Origin of the sequence: Actinopolyspora alba (assembly GCF_900112765.1) — a bacterium.
In the GTDB taxonomy this organism is placed as follows: domain Bacteria; phylum Actinomycetota; class Actinomycetes; order Mycobacteriales; family Pseudonocardiaceae; genus Actinopolyspora; species Actinopolyspora alba.
This window is the reverse complement of sequence record NZ_FOMZ01000001.1, coordinates 479,335-495,959: the sequence shown is the minus strand read 5'-3', so window position 1 is coordinate 495,959 and position 16,625 is coordinate 479,335. Positions and strand designations below refer to the sequence as shown.

Sequence of the window (16,625 nt, the reverse complement as noted above, 5' to 3'; positions counted from 1 at the left end):
CGGCGGTTCCGTGCCGAACCGCCGACGGGTGCGTCAGAGGGTAGCCAGTTCCGCGTGGACCCTGCCGAAGTCGCGCGAGCGCAGATCCCGCTCCTCGACGATGAAGTAGAGGGAACCGGCGTCCCCGAACGTCAGGTCCATGCCGTCGCCCTGCAGGTCGAACAGCAGGTGCTGCTTTCCGGTTCCGTCGAACATGGTTCCCTGGGCCCAGCCGGGCCAGCCGCCGATCTGGTTACCGAAGGGCTCCTTCGTTTGTTCGGCGGTTTCCTTGTAGTCGTCCAGGAGTCCCCGGCCCGGCTGGTCGCTCGATCTCAGGTTCGCGAGCTCGCGTACCAGGTCCGGCGCCAGGCGTTCGAGGTCGTCAGGTTCGGGAACCGTGAGGACGGTGCGTCCGTACAGCGCCTTTTCCGCGTGGCGTGTCGCTTCTTCGGGAGGGGAGACCGCCACGGCGGTATCGGGGACGGCGTGTATTACCTCGCAGTCGTCGAAGTCCTGCTCGACGAAGAAGTTGAGCACACCGTGGTGCGGAAACAGTCCGTCGGCGTCCATCGGGCCGACGGCGGCCATATCGATGACGGCGACCAGTTCGAGCGGGTGTGCCGTGTTCTCGCCCGGCCACGCTGCTCCGGGTGGCAGCAACGCGTCGCCGCCGAAGCGGGAGAGTCCCAGTGGTCGGCCGGTTCCGCTCTTCGTGTCCACCGCGACCCCGCTGCGTGCGAACGCCGTTATCCGTTCGGCCAGCGAGGTGTCCATGTGCTCGGCCAGGTTCCGGGTCATGCGCTCGCGTCGTCGTTCCCGCTCGATCATGAAGTTACTTTCGCATTCACCCCCGACGGAATCGGGATTTTCCGAAGTCGAAACCGCCGCTGTCAGGTGGTGCCGGTCCCCTGGAGCCAGACGTGCCAGGGCTGGGCCGCGACCCACCGTGCGATCGGTGTCGTGGTGATCCCGAGCTCGCGCCGCACGATGTCGTGATCGGCGACGAACAGTTCCGCATCCGGTTCCCCGGCCAGCCAGTGGTAGATACCCCCGACGCCGGAAGCGGCCTCCGGGCCGATCACCCGGCCGAGCCTGCTCTCGAACTCGCCGACCTCCTGCGGCCGGAAGACGATCGGTCGGCCCATTCCCCTGGAGAACTCCTCGGCGAGCTCGGCACCGGTGACCGCTTCCGGCCCGCCGATGCGCAGCGTGGCCTGTTCCAGGCCCTCGCGGTGCAGCGCGGCGACCGTGGCCGCGGCCAGATCGTCGTGCGACAGCCAGGAGACTCGCAGGTCGGCGGGAAGCGGATAGGACAGTACGCCCTCCCCGGCCAGTTCGGGACCGTTCCAGGGGCTGAACGTGTTGTCCAGGTACACCGGTGGACGCAGGGTGACCACGGGTAATCCGCTGTCGCGGAGGATCGCCTCCGCGATCCGCCTGGTGTCGTAGGCCGCGTACGAGGTGTCGGTGTCCGGAACCGGGGTGTTGGTGTTGTAGACCAGTCGGCGGACGTTCGCCTCGCGGGCCGCTGTCACGACGTTGTGCGCGTAGGTCTCGATCAGCCGTGCGTCGAAGTGCAGCGGAAGTTGCACCGCGGCGTGGGTGACGTCGCGGAAGGCCGCGCGGACACTGTCCGGATCGGCCAGATCGCCGTGGACGGTTACCGGCTCGGGAGCTCGCGGAGCCGGCGTGCTCGTGCCCCGTGCGAAACCGCGAACCCGGTGCCCCACCGCCAGTAGTGCCCGCGCCACGGCGGCTCCCTGGAAGCCGCTGGAACCGATCACCAGGTAGTTGTCCGATTCGGACATGTTCCTCCCGCCTTCCGGCACCGCTCTCGTCACTCGTGCGATGCACGTCGTGCCGTACTCCATACCTTCTTCCGGCGCGGAAAACCAGGCTCCCCCCGGGCCGCACACCCGACGGCTTCACTTTCGACCGCCGCGCACTCGACGGTCGCACGATCGAACAGGCTGTTCGATCACCTGTTCGAATGAACGTATTGACGTGGTGCTTCGGGGGCGGTTTACTGGAGTCGTTCGAACAGGGGTTCGACCGCGGGGTGGTTCCAACGTGGTCGGTTCGAACGCGGTGACGGGTGGCCGGCGTCGGGGGTCGGCCACCGCCACGACGCGGTGTCGTGTTTCGACACGAGGCGAGCGGAACGCCTCCCTCGCGTGACCGCCGTGCCGGGCAGCGGGAGCCCGGTGCGGGCACGCGAGAGCTCGTCTCCGTCGCGGTGTCGCCGTTCCGCGGGGCGGATCGTCACGACTGCCGGGGTGTTCGTGACGGTCCGTCCACAGCGGACGTGTGCTTCTCGCCGCACCTCCGCGTGGAACCCGCGCCGAGTTCTTCTCGGCCGCGGGGAGTAGATCGGGGTGGCCACACCGCACCAAATCAGGTGTGTTCTTCCCCACTTCTCCGGAGGCCCCGTCGCCGTTGCGGGCACCGCGGGTGGTCGCCCACACCGTGGTTCCGCGTGTTTCGCGCGATCCGTCGATACCTTTACCGCCGTCGAACGATCGCTGAACTCTCCTTCGTGGCGCGCGGAACAGCGCCACGATCGTGCTTCCCGCGCGGCACGGCAGTCTCCTGCGCTGCGAATATCGCGTGATTCCGCATGATCGTCCGGTGTGTCGGGGTTGCCGACCGTTTCGATCGATCGATGTCGGTCCCAGCGGTGGGCCGGTCCGCCGGGCGAGTGTGTCGCACCGCGCCGAACCGGGCGCGTCCGGCAATTACCATCCAAGCGTGGCCGAAGGCGACTCCAAGGAACATCCGGAGCCGAGTTTCGAGATCGGCAAGGACGGGCTGGGCGGCATAGTCGTGGGACTCGACGGCAGCCCGGCGAGTTTTCACGCCGCCGCCTGGGCGGCCGGGCTGGCACGGCGGGAACGAGCTCGTCTGGTGCTCGTCTACGTCGAGGCGGTCGGCGGAGTCGCCTACTGGTCACCTATGGGGGTGGCGGTGGCCAGCGAAGCCGCCGAAGGGCTCGTGGAGGATCTCAAGCAGGAGATCGTCAACCACCTGAAGTGGGTCGACATCGACTGGGACTTCGTGCACCACCGCGGCGATCCCGCCGTCGGCCTGGAGCAGGTGGCCGAACAGTACCGGGCCGACCTCATCGTGGTGGGCCGTTCCCGCAGACGCGGTGGTCTGCTGGGCACCGTGCCGGCCACGCTGGTCGTGGAGGCCGTGCGGCCGGTGGTCGTCGTTCCCTGAGCGGAGTTCTCCGGTCGCGTTGTCGTGCTACGCGCTTGGCGGAGCCTCCCACCGCTCTCGCTCCGGGAGGCCCGACCTCGGGTAGCGATCCGGTAGCCCGGCCCGCGGAGCCCGCGGGCCGGGCTACCGGACGCGCTGTCACACCGCGTGAACCGAGGCGTCAGCCTTCCATCGGAGGACGTGCGGCCTCGTTGCCCTGCAGTGCTACCAGCGTGCCGTCGCCGAGCAGCTCGTTGACCGAGACGGGCAGCACGTAGGCCGTTCCACCGCCGGGCTGTTCGAACCACGGCACAGCGGTTCCGGACAGCACCTGCACGGGCCGCTGCACCCGGTAGGCGAAGTAGTTCCGGGTCGCCCACTGCGGCGGCAGCGAACGCTGGTTGTAGGGCGTGCGGATCGCGTACGTGACGTTGCCGTCCGGATCGCCGAACCGGTCCAGCTCGGTCCCCGGCTGCAGCACCGTGTTCTGCCTGCTCCGGTAAAGGGTCAGCGGTGGCTCACCGCGCAACGGCTGGATCGGCTGATCCGTTCCGGGACGCCCCTGCTGCGCGGCACCCGCCTGGGACTGTCCACCGGGGACCTGCCCGTTCGGCGGTCCCTGTGGTTGCCCACCGGGCGGTTGTCCACCGGGCGGTTGCCCACCGGGGATCTGGCCGCTGGGCGGTTGGCCGTGCCCACCTGCGGCGGGCTGGCCCATCGCCCCACCTGGGACACCGGGCTGTTGCGGTCGCGGGGGGGTCGGAGCTCCCGGTGGTGGCGGAGCCCCTCCCGGCGGCATCGGACTCGGGCGCTGTCCCTCCTGGCCGGGTGCGCCCTGGTTCGGCTGCGGGGCCGACGGCGGTCCCGTCGGGTACTGCGGAGGCTCGGCCTGTCCGGAGTGGCCTGCCTGTCCCGGAGCGCCGGGTTGTGGAGCGGGGCCGGGCTGGTCGGAACGAGCAGGACGCTTCGGCAACGGCGGGGGCATCTGCCCCGGCGGTGGGGTCGCGCCGGGATCCCCTTCGCCGGTAGGTGTCTCCCCGGCGGGGGGCTCCATCGCCGGGTGTGAGGGCTCCTCCTCCGACGGTGGTGCCGGTGCCTCCGCCGCCGAGTCCGCCGCGGGTTCGTGCGGTTCGTCCTGCCACTGCTCGGTGGCGGTGAACAGGAAGTTGCCCTCCTGAGCCGTCGCGCTCCCGCTCTCCGTGCCGGATGCGCGCTTGGGGAGGTCGCCGAGCGGACCGGACTCCGCCTGTCGCGGCTCGTCCGCCACCGCGTGATCGGTCACGGCTGGTTCGGCGGAGATTCCATCGGTGGAAAGCGGCGTCTCGGAGTCGAGTGGTGTCGCCGTGGACAGTGGCTGGTCGGCAGTATCCGCCGCCGTCCCTTCCGGCGCGATCTCCTCCGGCGCGGTCTCCTCGGGTGCCGCCTCCGTCACCGCTGTCCTCTCCGGCGCGTCCGGAGCGCGGGATTCCGGCGCCGCACCCGTCAGGTCGTCGGTTTCGTTGAGCAGCAGACTTCCCAGCAGGTAGGCGCAGGCCTGCTCCGGTCGCGCGAACCGCATCGGCTCGTCGTTCGTCCCGGGCGGTGTCACCACCCAGTCAGCGCCCTCGTCGTAGAGCGACCACACCGACTCGGAGCGCTGCCCCAGCCGGTACTCCTCCGTGTCCAGCCCGAGTTCGTCGAGTCGCTGCCGAAGCTGACCGAAGATGATCTCGGGGTTCTCCTCGGACTCGTCGGTCATGCCGTGCCGGGAAGCGGTGACCGCCTCGCCGAACGGCTCCGGTTCCAGCTGTTGCTCATTACCGTACTCGCCGGTGAATTCGTCGTCGGTGAGGTTCCCGCTGTCGAGGTTCCCGCCGCCGAAGTCGGCCTCGTGCTCCCGTGGTTCGGGGGAGTCCTCGTGCTCGAAGGGCGTCCCGGTGCTCGGCTCCGGCATGGCGGTCGCCTGCGTCCCGGCGTTCGGGTCCCCCAGCACCGGGTAGTCGTACAGCCCCGCGCCCTCGCCGTGCACCGGGTGTTCGCCGAAGGACGATTCCAGGGGGCGTGGGTCTTCGGCGGGCATCGCCGTCACGGCCTCGGTGGAGCCGGTCGGGCGGTCGTCGGCCTCTTCCCTGAGCCGCTGGTCGTAGCCGAGGTCCTGCTCGGCGGCGTCGAACTCCGCCGCCTGCTCGGCCTCTTCGGCGGCGCGTGCGGCTTCCTCCGCCGCCTCCATCACACCGGGGGCCAGCTCCCCGAACCGGAAACCGTTGGAGCGGATGTGCTGCAGCAGCTCGGGTTGCGGCGGCACGCCGTACTGCGACAGGTAGTAGGGGACCTCGGTGGGCCACACCCAGGAACCGTCACTGTGCCAGCTGTCCGGGATCGCTTCCGGTCGGTTCGGGTCCAACCGGTCTGCGATGTTGTACTCGGCCGCCAGCACGATCGGGGCGTTCTCCAGGTAACGCCGCAACGGCTCGCTCTCCTGGGGTGCGAGCGGTGGCCTGTCGTGCACCAGCGGCCGCCCCTGTTCGTCGACGTCGTCGAACACGCGGGCCACGGTCAGGCCGGAATGCTCGGTCGGCTCGTCCGCGGCTCCGGCGGTTTCCGCACCCGGTGGTGGCGGCGTGGGGGAGTCCGGCTCGTTCGGCGGTACCTGCTGCTCACCTGCCGCGGCGTCCGTGTTCGCGGGGCGCCCCAGCCTGGCGTTCATCCAGTCCGGGATGTTGTCCTCGGAGCGCGGGTAGCGGTTCAGTTCGTCGACGTAGGCCTCGGCGGGCAGCGGCTGTTGCCACTGGGGTTCCTCGTCGAAGTTGATGTCGATGCGGTAGCTCGACGGACGCTCCACTGTGTACAGTGCGCTGAGCCAGGTGCCGACGTCGGGCCGGTACATGCCCTCACGGAGATGCCCGAAGATCCCGTTGAGTTCCTCCGGCGGCTCCCACGCTCGGCTATCGCCGTCCTGCAGGGTCACTTCCGCGAGCAGGTCGTGGTACTCACCCGTGGCGCGGTATTCCACGGTTATCTGCTGCCAGTCCTCGGGGGCCTCCTGTAGCAGCAGGACCCCGATCCTGCGTGCTATTTGTTCCTGCTCTTCCGGGCTGATCGCTGTCGGGCGCGACATGGGTGTCATCCTCCCCCTCTCAACCGGGCCCTCCGACTCCACCCCACCTCGACGTTACTCGATCGGCCCCCGGCGATGTCCCCCGGTTCCGGTGTTTCGCCTGGTCGGGTCGAGCGGCTTGCCGTGCGGTCCCGGTACGGATTTCCGTCTCCCGTGTCCGTTGCCGCGCAACGCATCCGGTCCGTTCGGGAGCGGAACGACGGCCTTCCGAGCGGGGTGCGAGCGCGGTGAACAGCGATGCGCGCCCAGTCGTTGGTGGACATTCTTCCCGATGGGTGGGAACGCGGTGCGCGTTCCCGACCGGGGAATTCCCGATGTCTCCCGGACCCCGGTGCGGCAGAGGCCGGATCAGTCACAACGGCGGGTCCCTCGTCCGACGGCCGGATACGGTCGTTTCCGTGCCTACCGAAACAACCGCCGGTTCCCCCGCTCGCGTGAGGCGGATGCTGCCCCGCGTGTTCGGTTTGCTCGGCGCGGCGGGCGTGGGGTTCCTGCTCGCCTCGCAGTCCCGGGTGAACGGAGTCCTCGGCACCCGGCTGGAGGACGCGCTGGCGGCCTCGGTGATCTCGTTCGGCGGTGGCCTGGTGCTGCTGCTGGTGGTCACGCTCGTCAACTCGAACGCGCGACGCGGTATGGGGCGGCTGGCCCGTGCGGTGCGCGGTGACACCGGGCCGCGGCCTTGGCAGTGCCTCGGCGGTGTCTGCGGCGCGTTCCTGGTTTTCAGCCAGAGCGTGGCCGCGAATCTGCTCGGCGTCGCGCTGTTCACCGTCGGAGCCGTCGGTGGGCAGATCGCCAGCGGGCTGATCGTGGACCGGCTCGGGCTCGGAGCCGGAGTGGTGCGTTACTTCACGACCCACCGGGTCGCCGGTGCCGTGCTGGCGCTGGCCGCCGTGGTCATGGCCGTCTCGGCGCGGCTCGGTGCCGCACACGCCAGCTGGCTGGTGCTGTTGCCCGCCGTCGCCGGGGTCGGCGTGGCCTGGCAGCAGGCCATGAACGGTCTGGTGAAGCAGACCGCGGGCTCGGCCGTGTCGGCCGCCACCCTGAATTTCGGCACCGGCACCACCGTGCTGCTCCTCGCTTTCGCCGTGGACAGCGTGCTGCACGGGCTGCCGTCGGAATGGCCAGCCGCGCCCTGGATGTACATCGGTGGGCCGATCGGGATCTTCGTTGTGGCGGGCTCGGCGGTACTCGTGCACTACACGGGCGTGCTGCTGCTGAGCATGGGCATCGTCTTCGGACAGCTGTCCGGCGCCCTGCTGCTCGATCTGCTGTTGCCGGTGGCAGGCTCCCGGGTCGATCTCGCCACCGTTCTCGGGATCTGCCTGGCACTGCTCGCGGTCGTGGTCGCCTCCATGGGCAGGGGCGGAGTGTCTCCCCGCGCGCGGTCTGCGACGATAGCCAATCGTGAGCGCCACGATTCTCGACGGTAAGGCCACCAAGGACGCCATCTACGACGAGCTGCGGCCGCGGGTGGCCGCGCTCGCGGAGCAGGGTCGTACACCGGGTCTGGCTACGGTCCTGGTGGGCGACGATCCGGCCTCGCACTCCTACGTGCGCGGCAAGCACAACGACTGTGCCCGTGTCGGGATCAATTCCATCCGCAAGGAGCTGCCCGCCGACACCGGGCAGGCCGAGCTCGAAGGCGTCGTCGACGAGCTCAACGCCGATCCGGCCTGCACCGGATACATCGTGCAGCTGCCGGTTCCCGATCACCTGGACACCGGAGCGTTGCTGCAACGTGTCGACGTCCGCAAGGACGCCGACGGGCTGAACCCGGTCAGCCTCGGCAGGCTGGTGCTCGGCGAGCCCGCACCGCTTCCCTGCACTCCCAGGGGGATCGTCGAGCTGCTGCGCCGCTACGGGGTCGAGCTCAACGGTGCGCACGTGGCGATCCTCGGTCGGGGGATCACCGTGGGAAGGCCGTTGGGGCTGCTGCTGACCCGGCGCAGCGAGAACGCCACCGTGACGCTGTGCCACACCGGGACCAAGGACATCGGCGCCGAGCTTTCCAGGGCCGACGTCGTGGTCGCCGCGGCGGGCAAGCCCGGGCTGGTGACGCCGGACATGATCAAGCCCGGTGCGGCGGTGCTCGACGTGGGTGTCACTCGCGGGGACTCCGGTCCGCTGGGGGACGTGCACCCGGACGTGGCGGAAGTGGCCGGTTTCCTGTCGCCGAACCCCGGCGGTGTGGGGCCGATGACGCGCGCCATGTTGATGACGAACGTGGTCGAGGCCGCCGAGCGCGCCGCGAACTGAAGTGCCAGTGGCGATGATCGACCGGTTCGGCGGTAAGCGCGTTTCGGCGCGGCTGTGCTTCGCGCTCGTGATCCTGCTCGTCCTGTTCGGCGGGTTGCGGGTGGCGATGTCGCACTGGCGTGAAGGTGCCACCCTGCTCGGGGGAGCCCTGCTGCTCGCCGCCGTGCTGCGCGGTTCGCTTCCCGCCGATCGGGTCGGTCTGCTCGCCATTCGCAGCCGGGTGGTGGACGTGCTGCTCTACGGCGCGTTGGGGCTGTTGATCGTGTTCGTGGCCATAACGATCACAGGTGGTCCGCTCTCCGGGTGATTCGGGCTGTCGTCCTCTCACTGCGGCGCCCGGTCGGCCACCCACCTCGCGTACATTTCGCGAGAAATTGCCGCGACCAGGGCCGTTCGGCCTGACCGGCCCGGGGCCTTCGCCCAGCGTCGCGGCGATTTCGCGAGAAATCGACGCCGCCCGGAAGTCGAGTAGCCGGAACCTCCCGCGGACTCCCGTTCCGGAACCGCGGCACCACGGTCGCTCAGTCCCACCAGAACGACCACTGGCGTCCGCCCCGGATCTCCTCGGCGTAGGACGCGATGCTGCCGCTGTCCTGCATGACCCGGTCGGGGGCGAACGTCCAGTGCTCGGCGGCCACCGCGGCAGCGTGCTCCCGTCGGGTGGGTGGCGCGGCGACGCTGAGATCCAGCCGATCCGGCCCCAGGCGCAGCACCCGCGCCCCGAAACGTTCCTCCCAGCTGCGCAACATCGCCGACAGCCCGGCACAGCGAGACACGTGATTCGTGGCCCCGGACCAGCCGAGCACCGTGAGAACGTCCGATCCGCGAGGGGCCGGTACCAGGCCGAGCCGCGTCTGCTCGTTCAGCAGGCGCTGGGTGAGCTGGTTGGCCAGCACGTTCGCGTCCGCCAGCAGGTCGCCCGCGGGCGCGGGGCCGGGGCAGGTGTGGTCGAACGGGGCCAGGCTCTCCAGGTCGTAGGCGGGCCCCAGGTCGGAGTCGACCTGGCACAGCCCGTCCCAGATCCGGTCCATGACCTGCTCGACGTGCCACTTGTCGATGTGCGCGCGCGGTTCCGGGGCGACCACCCCCACGGTGCAGCGCTCCCCGTAGATCTCGGTGTCGTCGACCAGCAGCAGCGGCCAGAGGCCGTTGGTGTCGCTCTCCGCGCGGAGCGTGGCCAGTAGTTGCGCCGAGGGAGGTTCCTTGCTTATCCAGCACAACGGACCGGGGTCCTGCCCGTCGCCGATCCTGGTCGACTGCTCGGTCAGCAGCTCTCCGGCAGGCAACTCCCGGTTGCCCGCGAATCCGATCCGAAGCATCGCCATCGGGTCGGCAGTGGTCTCACCCTGCCGCTCTTCCCATAGCACCGCACTGCCTCCTCACCAAGCGGTCCCACGCCGCTAGCGGCGAGTCGGGACTGTCGCTGTGGCGATCAGTGTGCCATTCCGGCTCGCCCCGTGGGTCGCGCAGTTCGGTGCGATGTCTCGGGGCGCCCTCGAACTCCCGCGGAAGCCGAGGGTGCCCGGTGCCCGCCTCACGCGCCGGCGGGGTGTCCCTCCACCTCGCAGTCCGTCCCGGGATAGACGAGCCGCTCGTGGCCGTCGTCGAACCGTACGAGGTACGGCGGGTTCCCGTTCTCACCGCGTACTTCCAGGATGACTCCCACCCGGTCCGGCTGTTCGATGGTCCTGCTGTGCATGTGGAGTCGTTCTCCCGTGGTCGCCTTCATCGTCGTCACCTCCTGTGGAACGCGCTCCCAGGATAGGTGACCGAGGACACGGCGCGCAGTGCTTCGGGCCGTTGACCACCGCATATTCGAGACGCCGGGTCAGCCGGTGGTGCCGGAGCAGATTCGCAGCACGGTTTCGGTCTGCCGCAGCTTGTGCTGGGTCCACTCGGCGCTGTTCTCGATCGTGACCTCGCCGGACGAGACCTGCCGCATCGACCGCTGCACGTCCCGCAGCGCGTCGCTCAGTGCCTGGTCCGAGGTCTGCTCGGCGAGTTTGCCGATCTCCTCGGCCTTGGAGCTCGCCTGTTCCCGGAGCTGTTGCTGGTCGGAGAAGTTCGGTACGAAATTGACCAGTCCGGTGGCCTTCGCGCAGTTCTGAGCGGTTTCGATGCCCCGCTGGGCGCTCTCGATGCCCTGCTGGGCGTTCTCGACTCCCTGTTGGGCCTCCTGCAGCTCGCCGCATGCCGCCACACCGGCGAACAAGGGGAGGGAGATTGCCAGTACGGCCAGTTTGCCGCGAATACGCATGGTTCCTCCGTCGTCGGCGCGGACTGCCGAGCGGTCCGCCGCATCCGCAGCCTACCGATTTACGAGCGGTTTGCGGGGCTGTCGGCGTCGAATTCGTCCGGATCGACTCAGCGCGGGCTGATCCACGCCATGACGCTCGGAGGCAGCCCGAGCTGTTCGAGCCACGGAACCGCGCCCACCCGGTAGAGCACCACGGTGGACAGCAGTACCGCCACGATCGTCAGACCCGGGCCGATCAGCGCCAGCTCCACCTTGCCGCCGGTCCGCATCCGCAGCGCCTTCGGCGGCGCGACGGGGTACCAGGTCTGACCGCCGAAGGGGAGCGGCCACAGCATGGGGCAGCCCTGTTCGGTGATGGCGTCGCCGATGAAGTGCGCCACGCAGCCGATCATCACCGCCATTCCGAAGGCGGCGGCGTCGTGGGGCTGGTCGCCCGCCCACGCCCAGCACACGATCGTCAGCACCAATGACACGGCGGCGATCAGCAGCGCGTCGCTCTGCGGCGACCAGTTGTTCAGCAGTCCCCGCACCGTCAGACCCGCGAAGACGAACATCACGATGCCCACGGCGGTGCCGTTGCTGCTCTGCACGATCGCCGTGGTGGTCAGACCGGCCAGGATCGCGAAGACCACGGTGTGCGTGAAGCCGCGATGAGTACCCGCCCGGTCGCTGTCGTGCTGGGTGCGGGTCAGCCTGTACAGGAATCCGCTCAGCCCGCTCATGGCGGAGGAGACACCACGCGAGACCGCGCCGAACGTGCGCGCGACCGTGGAGGACGGGTGATCGATGTCCGGAAGGAGAGCGGAGCCGGTGGCCAGCGTCGCCCCCACCACCCATGTCTTGGGGGAGAGTTGGCCGATGGTGTGCGCGCCCGCCAGCGCGGTCACGGCGGCCCAGGCCGCGAGCCCGCTCATCGCGTGGGTGGGTCCGGTCGCCAAGAAGTCCCTCCAAGGTCACGGCTCGCGGGCGAGCTTAGCCGGTGTGATCGCCGGACTGTGCGTGACTCGCGCTGTTCCGGCTCGATGGGCGGGGTGACGTCGATTCGACTGTGTTGTTGCTCACTCTTCCGTGGGGCTGTATCACCTGTGCGAGGGAGTAGCGCTGCGACGCACGCCTGCGGGGGGCGTTTTGTGAATCCCGTTCGCAAAGGGTGGGGCTCACAGTCGGCCCGTTTAGCAGTACGCTTGTACCGTTTGCGTTTCTCGTGTGAGAGGAGCACCCCGCCACCATGAGCAAGATCAAAGTACAGGGCACCGTCGCCGAACTCGACGGCGACGAGATGACCCGGATCATCTGGTCCTTCATCAAGGACAAGCTGATCCACCCCTACCTAGACATCAACCTCGACTACTACGACCTCGGGATCGAGCACCGGGACGCCACCGACGACCAGGTCACCGTCGACGCGGCCAACGCGATCTCCAAGCACGGCGTCGGTGTCAAGTGCGCCACCATCACTCCCGACGAGGCACGTGTCGAGGAGTTCGGGCTCAAGAAGATGTGGCGCAGTCCCAACGGGACCATCCGCAACATCCTCGGCGGTGTGATCTTCCGCGAGCCGATCGTCATCTCCAACATCCCGCGCTACGTGCCGACCTGGACCAAGCCGATCGTCATCGGCAGGCACGCCCACGCCGACCAGTACAAGGCCACGGACTTCAAGGTTCCCGGCGCCGGCACCGTGACCGTCACCTACACCCCGGCCGACGGCTCCGAGCCGATGGAGCTCGAGGTCGCGAACTTCCCGGAGCAGGGTGGCGTGGCGATGGCCATGTACAACTACCGCCGCTCCATCGAGGAGTTCGCCAGGGCGTCCTTCCGCTACGGCCTGGAGCGGGGCTACCCGGTCTACATGTCCACCAAGAACACGATCCTGAAGGCCTACGACGGCGTGTTCAAGGACGTGTTCGAGGAGGTGTACGAGAACGAGTTCAAGGCCGACTTCGAGGCCAACGGGCTCACCTACGAGCACCGGCTGATCGACGACATGGTCGCCACCGCCCTGAAGTGGGAGGGCGGCTACGTCTGGGCCTGCAAGAACTACGACGGTGACGTGCAGTCCGACACGGTCGCGCAGGGCTTCGGTTCGCTCGGCCTGATGACCTCGGTGCTGATGACCGAGAACGGCACGGTCGAGGCGGAGGCCGCCCATGGGACGGTCACCCGGCACTACCGCAGGCACCAGCAGGGTCAGGAGACCTCCACCAACCCGATCGCCTCCATCTTCGCCTGGACGCGCGGGTTGCAGCAGCGCGGCAAGTTGGACTCGACCCCCGAGGTCGTCGAGTTCGCCAAGGCGCTGGAGCAGGTCGTCATCGAGACCGTCGAGAGCGGCAAGATGACCAAGGATCTCGCGCTGCTGGTCGGTGACAACCAGCCGCACCAGAACACGCAGGACTTCCTGAACACGCTGGACGAGAACCTGCAGAAGAAGATGGCCCAGCGCTGAGGTTCGCCCTCGTGCTCACCCGGGCGCGGCGATTTCGCGAGAAATTGACGCCGCCCGGCCACGCCGGAAGGTAGTGGTGGCCGTAAAGCCAGGAGGCCGGAAGGCCCCGGGGCCGAAAGCTCGGGGCCGGAGGGTCATGGGGCGCCGCCCCGCCGCGCGGACAACCGTGCGGTGGGGCGGCGCCCTTTTCGTGGCTCCCGTGGTTCTGCCGGCTCCGGCCCTGATCCCCGCCGCTCCCGCACCCCGTTGGCCTCTGACTCCTGCCTCCGGCCCGGGCCCCGGTTCCGGCGCTCTCCGGTGCTGTATCCGATCGCCGACGCGGCGATTTCGCGAGAAATCGACGGCCCCTCGGGGGTGAACACCCCGCCGGGTAAAGCGGTCACCCCGCTTTCGGGAGAGGAACCGGGTCTTCTCCGGGCAAGAACCGGGTCTTCGGGGTTTTCGCCCCGATGTTCGGCAGCGTTCCGCCGCGCCGCTCGGCGGTATGTCGCTGCGCCGTTCGGCGGTGCGAGCAGCGTCACAGACCGATCCGGTAGTTTTACCGACCGAAACGGTCGGTAACTCAGGTACCGTCGATGACGTGACAAGACCGTTCCGGGAACAAGTGGACGAGGAGATCCTCGACCGTGCCGCCGAGCTGTTCGCACAGCACGGGTTCGCCCAGACATCCCTGAAGGCGCTGGCCGAGGCGGTCGGGCTGTCCAAGGCCGGGCTGCTGCACCACTATCCGAGCAAGGAAGCGATCCACGAGGCCGCGCTGGAGACGGGGCGGGCGCAGGCCCGATTGGTGCTCGCCGACGTCGCTCGGCTCTCGCCCGGCCCGGAACGCGATCGGCGGGCGCTGGAGCTGCTCACCGACGTCGCCCTGGAACGAGCTGGGCTGGTGAGCCTGGCCCTGCGGCCCATCACCGCTCCCGATGATCACGCCGACGCGCTCGACGCCGAGGACGTGCTCATCCACGAGATATTCGCCCTCGATCCGGCGGACCACGGTTCGGAACGACTCGTCCGAGTCATCGGCGCGCTGAGCGCGCTGGCCGTGCTCAGCCTCATGGCCAACCACAAGGGGGACAAGACCACCTGGCGCCCCCGGATCATCGCGACCTGTTTCGACACCCTCGGCCACTTCCGTCCCGGCACTTCTTCGACCGGTTCCGACCAGCTGGAGGACTGACTTCTACATGGCACGCCTGTTATACCGGCTGGGCGCCGGTGCGCAACGGCACCGGTTGCTCGTCGTCGTGATTTGGCTGATAGCGCTCGCGGGTGGTGGCGTGGGCGCCGCGACGCTTTCCGGCCCCACCTCGGACAGCTTCTCCATTCCGGGGCAGGAATCCACCATCGCCCAGGACAAACTCCAGCAGGAGTTCGACACCGGCGGCGGCGCGACCGCACGGGTGGTGATGCGGGCCCCGGACGGTCAGCGAATCACCGCTCCCGCCAACGCCGCCGAGGTCAAGAGTCTCGTCGCCGACCTGTCCGAGCAGCCCGGCGTGGTCTCGGCCAGCAACCCGCTGAACCCGAACGCTCCCACGGTCAGCCCCGACCGGACCACCGCCTACAGCACCGTCACCTACGACGGCGGCATGGGTGAGATCACCACCGAGCAGCGCGAGGCCATGCTGGACACCGTCGAGCAGGCCGATCAGGGCGCGTTCACCGTCGAGGTGAGCGGCCAGGCAGTCACCGCCACCCCGTCCGTCGGTGGTCCGGGAGAGGCGATCGGCGTCATCGCCGCGCTGGTGGTCCTGAGCCTCACCTACGGCTCGCTGGTCGCCGCCGGGATGAACCTGATCACCGCCGGTGTCGGTGTGGGGATCGGCGCGCTCGGCGTCAGCATCGCCACCGGCTTTATGGAGTTGCAGTCCACCACCTCCATCCTGGCGACGATGCTGGGGCTGGCGGTCGGAATCGACTACGCCCTGTTCATCATCAACCGCCACCGGCAGGAACTGCGGCAGGGCAACGACATCAGGACCTCCATCGCTACCGCCGTGGGCACGGCCGGTTCCGCGGTGGTGACGGCCGGACTCACCGTGTTCATCGCGCTGGTCGGGCTCTCGGTCGTAGGCATCCCCTTCCTCACCCAGATGGGTGTGGCGGCGGCGGCGACCATCGTCGTGGCCGTACTCGTGGCCATCACCCTGGTGCCCGCCGTGCTCAGCTACCTGGGACGGCTCGTGCTGCCGCGCAAGCAGCGCACCGCACCGGCCGAGACCGACGCCAAGACCGAACGGGCCGTCTACCCCGGCTGGATCCGTGCGGTCACCCGCGGTCGGATCCCGGCGCTACTGATCTCGCTCGTCGCGCTCGGCGCGGTGGCCATCCCGGCCGCCTCCATGCAGACCACGCTGGTGCAGACCCCCTCCGAGGGCACCACGCAGGCCCGAGCGCAGCAGATGCTGGCCGACAGCTTCGGCGAGGGCGTCAACGGCCCGCTGGTCGCCTACTTCGAGGGCGGTGACGCGCCGCGGACCGCGCAGCAAGCCACCAAGGCGATCGCCGGACTCGACGACGTCGCCACCGTCACACCGCCCACGCCCAACGCCGAGGGCAACGCCGCGATGGTCACCGTCATCCCGAAGTCCGGCCCCGCCAGCGCGGAGACCGAGCAACTGGTCGGTGACCTGCGTGACCAGCTGGCCGACATCAACGGTGCCGAGAGCTACGTGACCGGAACCACCGCCGTCAGCGTCGACGTCGCGCACTCGCTGGACCAGGCGCTGCCGATCTACCTCGTGCTGGTCGTGGGGTTGGCCCTGATCCTGCTGGTACTGGTGTTCCGTTCGATCCTGGTGCCGCTGGTCGGCGTGCTCGGCTTCCTGCTGACGCTGGGAGCCGCGCTCGGCGCGACCGTGGCGGTGTTCCAGTGGGGTTGGCTGAGCGATGTGGTCAACCTCGACGACACCGGGCCGCTTATCAGCCTCACCCCGATCCTGATGATCGGCATCCTGTTCGGACTGGCGATGGACTACCAGATCTTCCTGGTGTCCCGGATGCACGAGGCTTACCACAAGGGACACGCGGCCCGCGACGCGATCGTGAGCGGCTTCCGACAGGCGGCGCCGGTCGTGGTCGCGGCGGCGCTGATCATGTTCTCGGTGTTCGCCGGGTTCGTTCCGGCGGGCAACGCCACCATCAAGTCCATCGCCTTCGCCCTGGCGATCGGCATCCTGGTGGACGCCTTCGTGGTCCGCATGGTTCTGATGCCCGCGGCGTTGGCGCTGCTCGGCAGGGCCGCGTGGTGGCTGCCCCGCTGGCTGGGGTGGCTGCCCGCCCTCGACGTCGAGGGCAACGCGATCACCGACAGCGGCGAGACCGACGATGAGAGCGGTTCCGACGAGAAGCAGCGGGCCGGGATCGGTTCGTGAGCCGGACACCGGCCGTTA

At 69.1% G+C, this 16,625-nt stretch carries 14 protein-coding genes; 7 read left to right on the top strand and 7 right to left on the bottom strand.

Annotation, left to right across the window (positions count from 1 at the left end; all coding sequences use genetic code 11):
- Positions 1-33 precede the first annotated feature (33 nt).
- Positions 34-807, bottom strand: coding sequence for a DUF1963 domain-containing protein (locus BM150_RS02145; RefSeq protein ID WP_092922890.1), 774 nt, complete (start codon positions 805-807; stop codon positions 34-36).
- Positions 808-869: 62 nt separating this feature from the next.
- Positions 870-1,787, bottom strand: a complete 918-nt coding sequence (locus BM150_RS02140; RefSeq protein WP_092923325.1) for an SDR family oxidoreductase — start codon at positions 1,785-1,787, stop codon at positions 870-872.
- Positions 1,788-2,727: 940 nt separating this feature from the next.
- On the opposite strand from BM150_RS02140, the gene BM150_RS02130 reads away from it, so the two are divergent.
- Positions 2,728-3,198 carry a universal stress protein gene (locus BM150_RS02130; RefSeq protein WP_245755197.1) on the top strand — a complete coding sequence of 157 codons (471 nt, stop codon included), beginning with the start codon at positions 2,728-2,730 and terminating at the stop codon, positions 3,196-3,198.
- 160 nt (positions 3,199-3,358) lie between these two features.
- On the opposite strand, the gene BM150_RS02125 is transcribed toward BM150_RS02130, so the two are convergent.
- The gene (locus BM150_RS02125) at positions 3,359-6,274 is read right to left on the bottom strand and encodes a glycohydrolase toxin TNT-related protein (RefSeq protein WP_092922881.1); all 2,916 of its coding nucleotides are present in this window, start codon (positions 6,272-6,274) and stop codon (positions 3,359-3,361) included.
- Between the two features lie 443 nt (positions 6,275-6,717).
- On the opposite strand from BM150_RS02125, the gene BM150_RS02120 reads away from it, so the two are divergent.
- The 3 genes from BM150_RS02120 to BM150_RS02110 are packed head-to-tail and all read left to right on the top strand — an operon-like array spanning position 6,718 to position 8,837.
- Positions 6,718-7,704: a DMT family transporter gene (locus tag BM150_RS02120; RefSeq protein WP_175496653.1), complete on the top strand. Its 987-nt coding sequence runs from the start codon at positions 6,718-6,720 to the stop codon at positions 7,702-7,704.
- Positions 7,679-8,530 carry a bifunctional methylenetetrahydrofolate dehydrogenase/methenyltetrahydrofolate cyclohydrolase gene (locus BM150_RS02115; RefSeq protein ID WP_092922878.1) on the top strand — a complete coding sequence of 284 codons (852 nt, stop codon included), beginning with the start codon at positions 7,679-7,681 and terminating at the stop codon, positions 8,528-8,530. Before BM150_RS02120 ends, BM150_RS02115 begins: the two co-directional genes overlap by 26 nt.
- A gap of 13 nt (positions 8,531-8,543) precedes the next feature.
- Entirely contained in the window at positions 8,544-8,837 is a 294-nt protein-coding gene (locus BM150_RS02110) for a DUF3017 domain-containing protein (protein WP_092923320.1), read from the top strand.
- 214 nt (positions 8,838-9,051) lie between these two features.
- On the opposite strand, the gene BM150_RS02105 is transcribed toward BM150_RS02110, so the two are convergent.
- The 4 genes from BM150_RS02105 to BM150_RS02090 all read right to left on the bottom strand — a co-directional run bounded on the left by BM150_RS02105 (position 9,052) and on the right by BM150_RS02090 (position 11,725).
- On the bottom strand, positions 9,052-9,897 hold the full coding sequence (locus BM150_RS02105; protein ID WP_092922875.1) for a DUF4253 domain-containing protein: 846 nt from the start codon (positions 9,895-9,897) through the stop codon (positions 9,052-9,054).
- A gap of 167 nt (positions 9,898-10,064) precedes the next feature.
- Positions 10,065-10,259 (bottom strand): DUF1918 domain-containing protein, encoded by a 195-nt coding sequence (locus tag BM150_RS02100; RefSeq protein WP_092922872.1) that lies wholly within the window; start codon positions 10,257-10,259, stop codon positions 10,065-10,067.
- Between the two features lie 99 nt (positions 10,260-10,358).
- A complete protein-coding gene (locus tag BM150_RS02095) occupies positions 10,359-10,787 on the bottom strand; it encodes a hypothetical protein (protein WP_092922869.1) in 429 nt (142 codons plus the stop codon).
- Positions 10,788-10,894: 107 nt separating this feature from the next.
- The gene (locus BM150_RS02090; RefSeq protein WP_092922866.1) at positions 10,895-11,725 is read right to left on the bottom strand and encodes a metal-dependent hydrolase; all 831 of its coding nucleotides are present in this window, start codon (positions 11,723-11,725) and stop codon (positions 10,895-10,897) included.
- Between the two features lie 290 nt (positions 11,726-12,015).
- Here BM150_RS02090 and BM150_RS02085 point away from each other — a divergent pair, with 290 nt between their 5' ends.
- The 3 genes from BM150_RS02085 (at position 12,016) to BM150_RS02075 (ending at position 16,607) form a co-directional block, all read left to right on the top strand.
- Positions 12,016-13,236, top strand: coding sequence for an NADP-dependent isocitrate dehydrogenase (locus BM150_RS02085; protein WP_092922863.1), 1,221 nt, complete (start codon positions 12,016-12,018; stop codon positions 13,234-13,236).
- Positions 13,237-13,816: 580 nt separating this feature from the next.
- Complete coding sequence (locus BM150_RS02080) at positions 13,817-14,410, top strand: TetR/AcrR family transcriptional regulator (protein ID WP_245755195.1); 594 nt, start codon at positions 13,817-13,819, stop codon at positions 14,408-14,410.
- Positions 14,411-14,417: 7 nt separating this feature from the next.
- Positions 14,418-16,607 carry an MMPL family transporter gene (locus BM150_RS02075; RefSeq protein ID WP_092922860.1) on the top strand — a complete coding sequence of 730 codons (2,190 nt, stop codon included), beginning with the start codon at positions 14,418-14,420 and terminating at the stop codon, positions 16,605-16,607.
- Positions 16,608-16,625 lie beyond the last annotated feature (18 nt).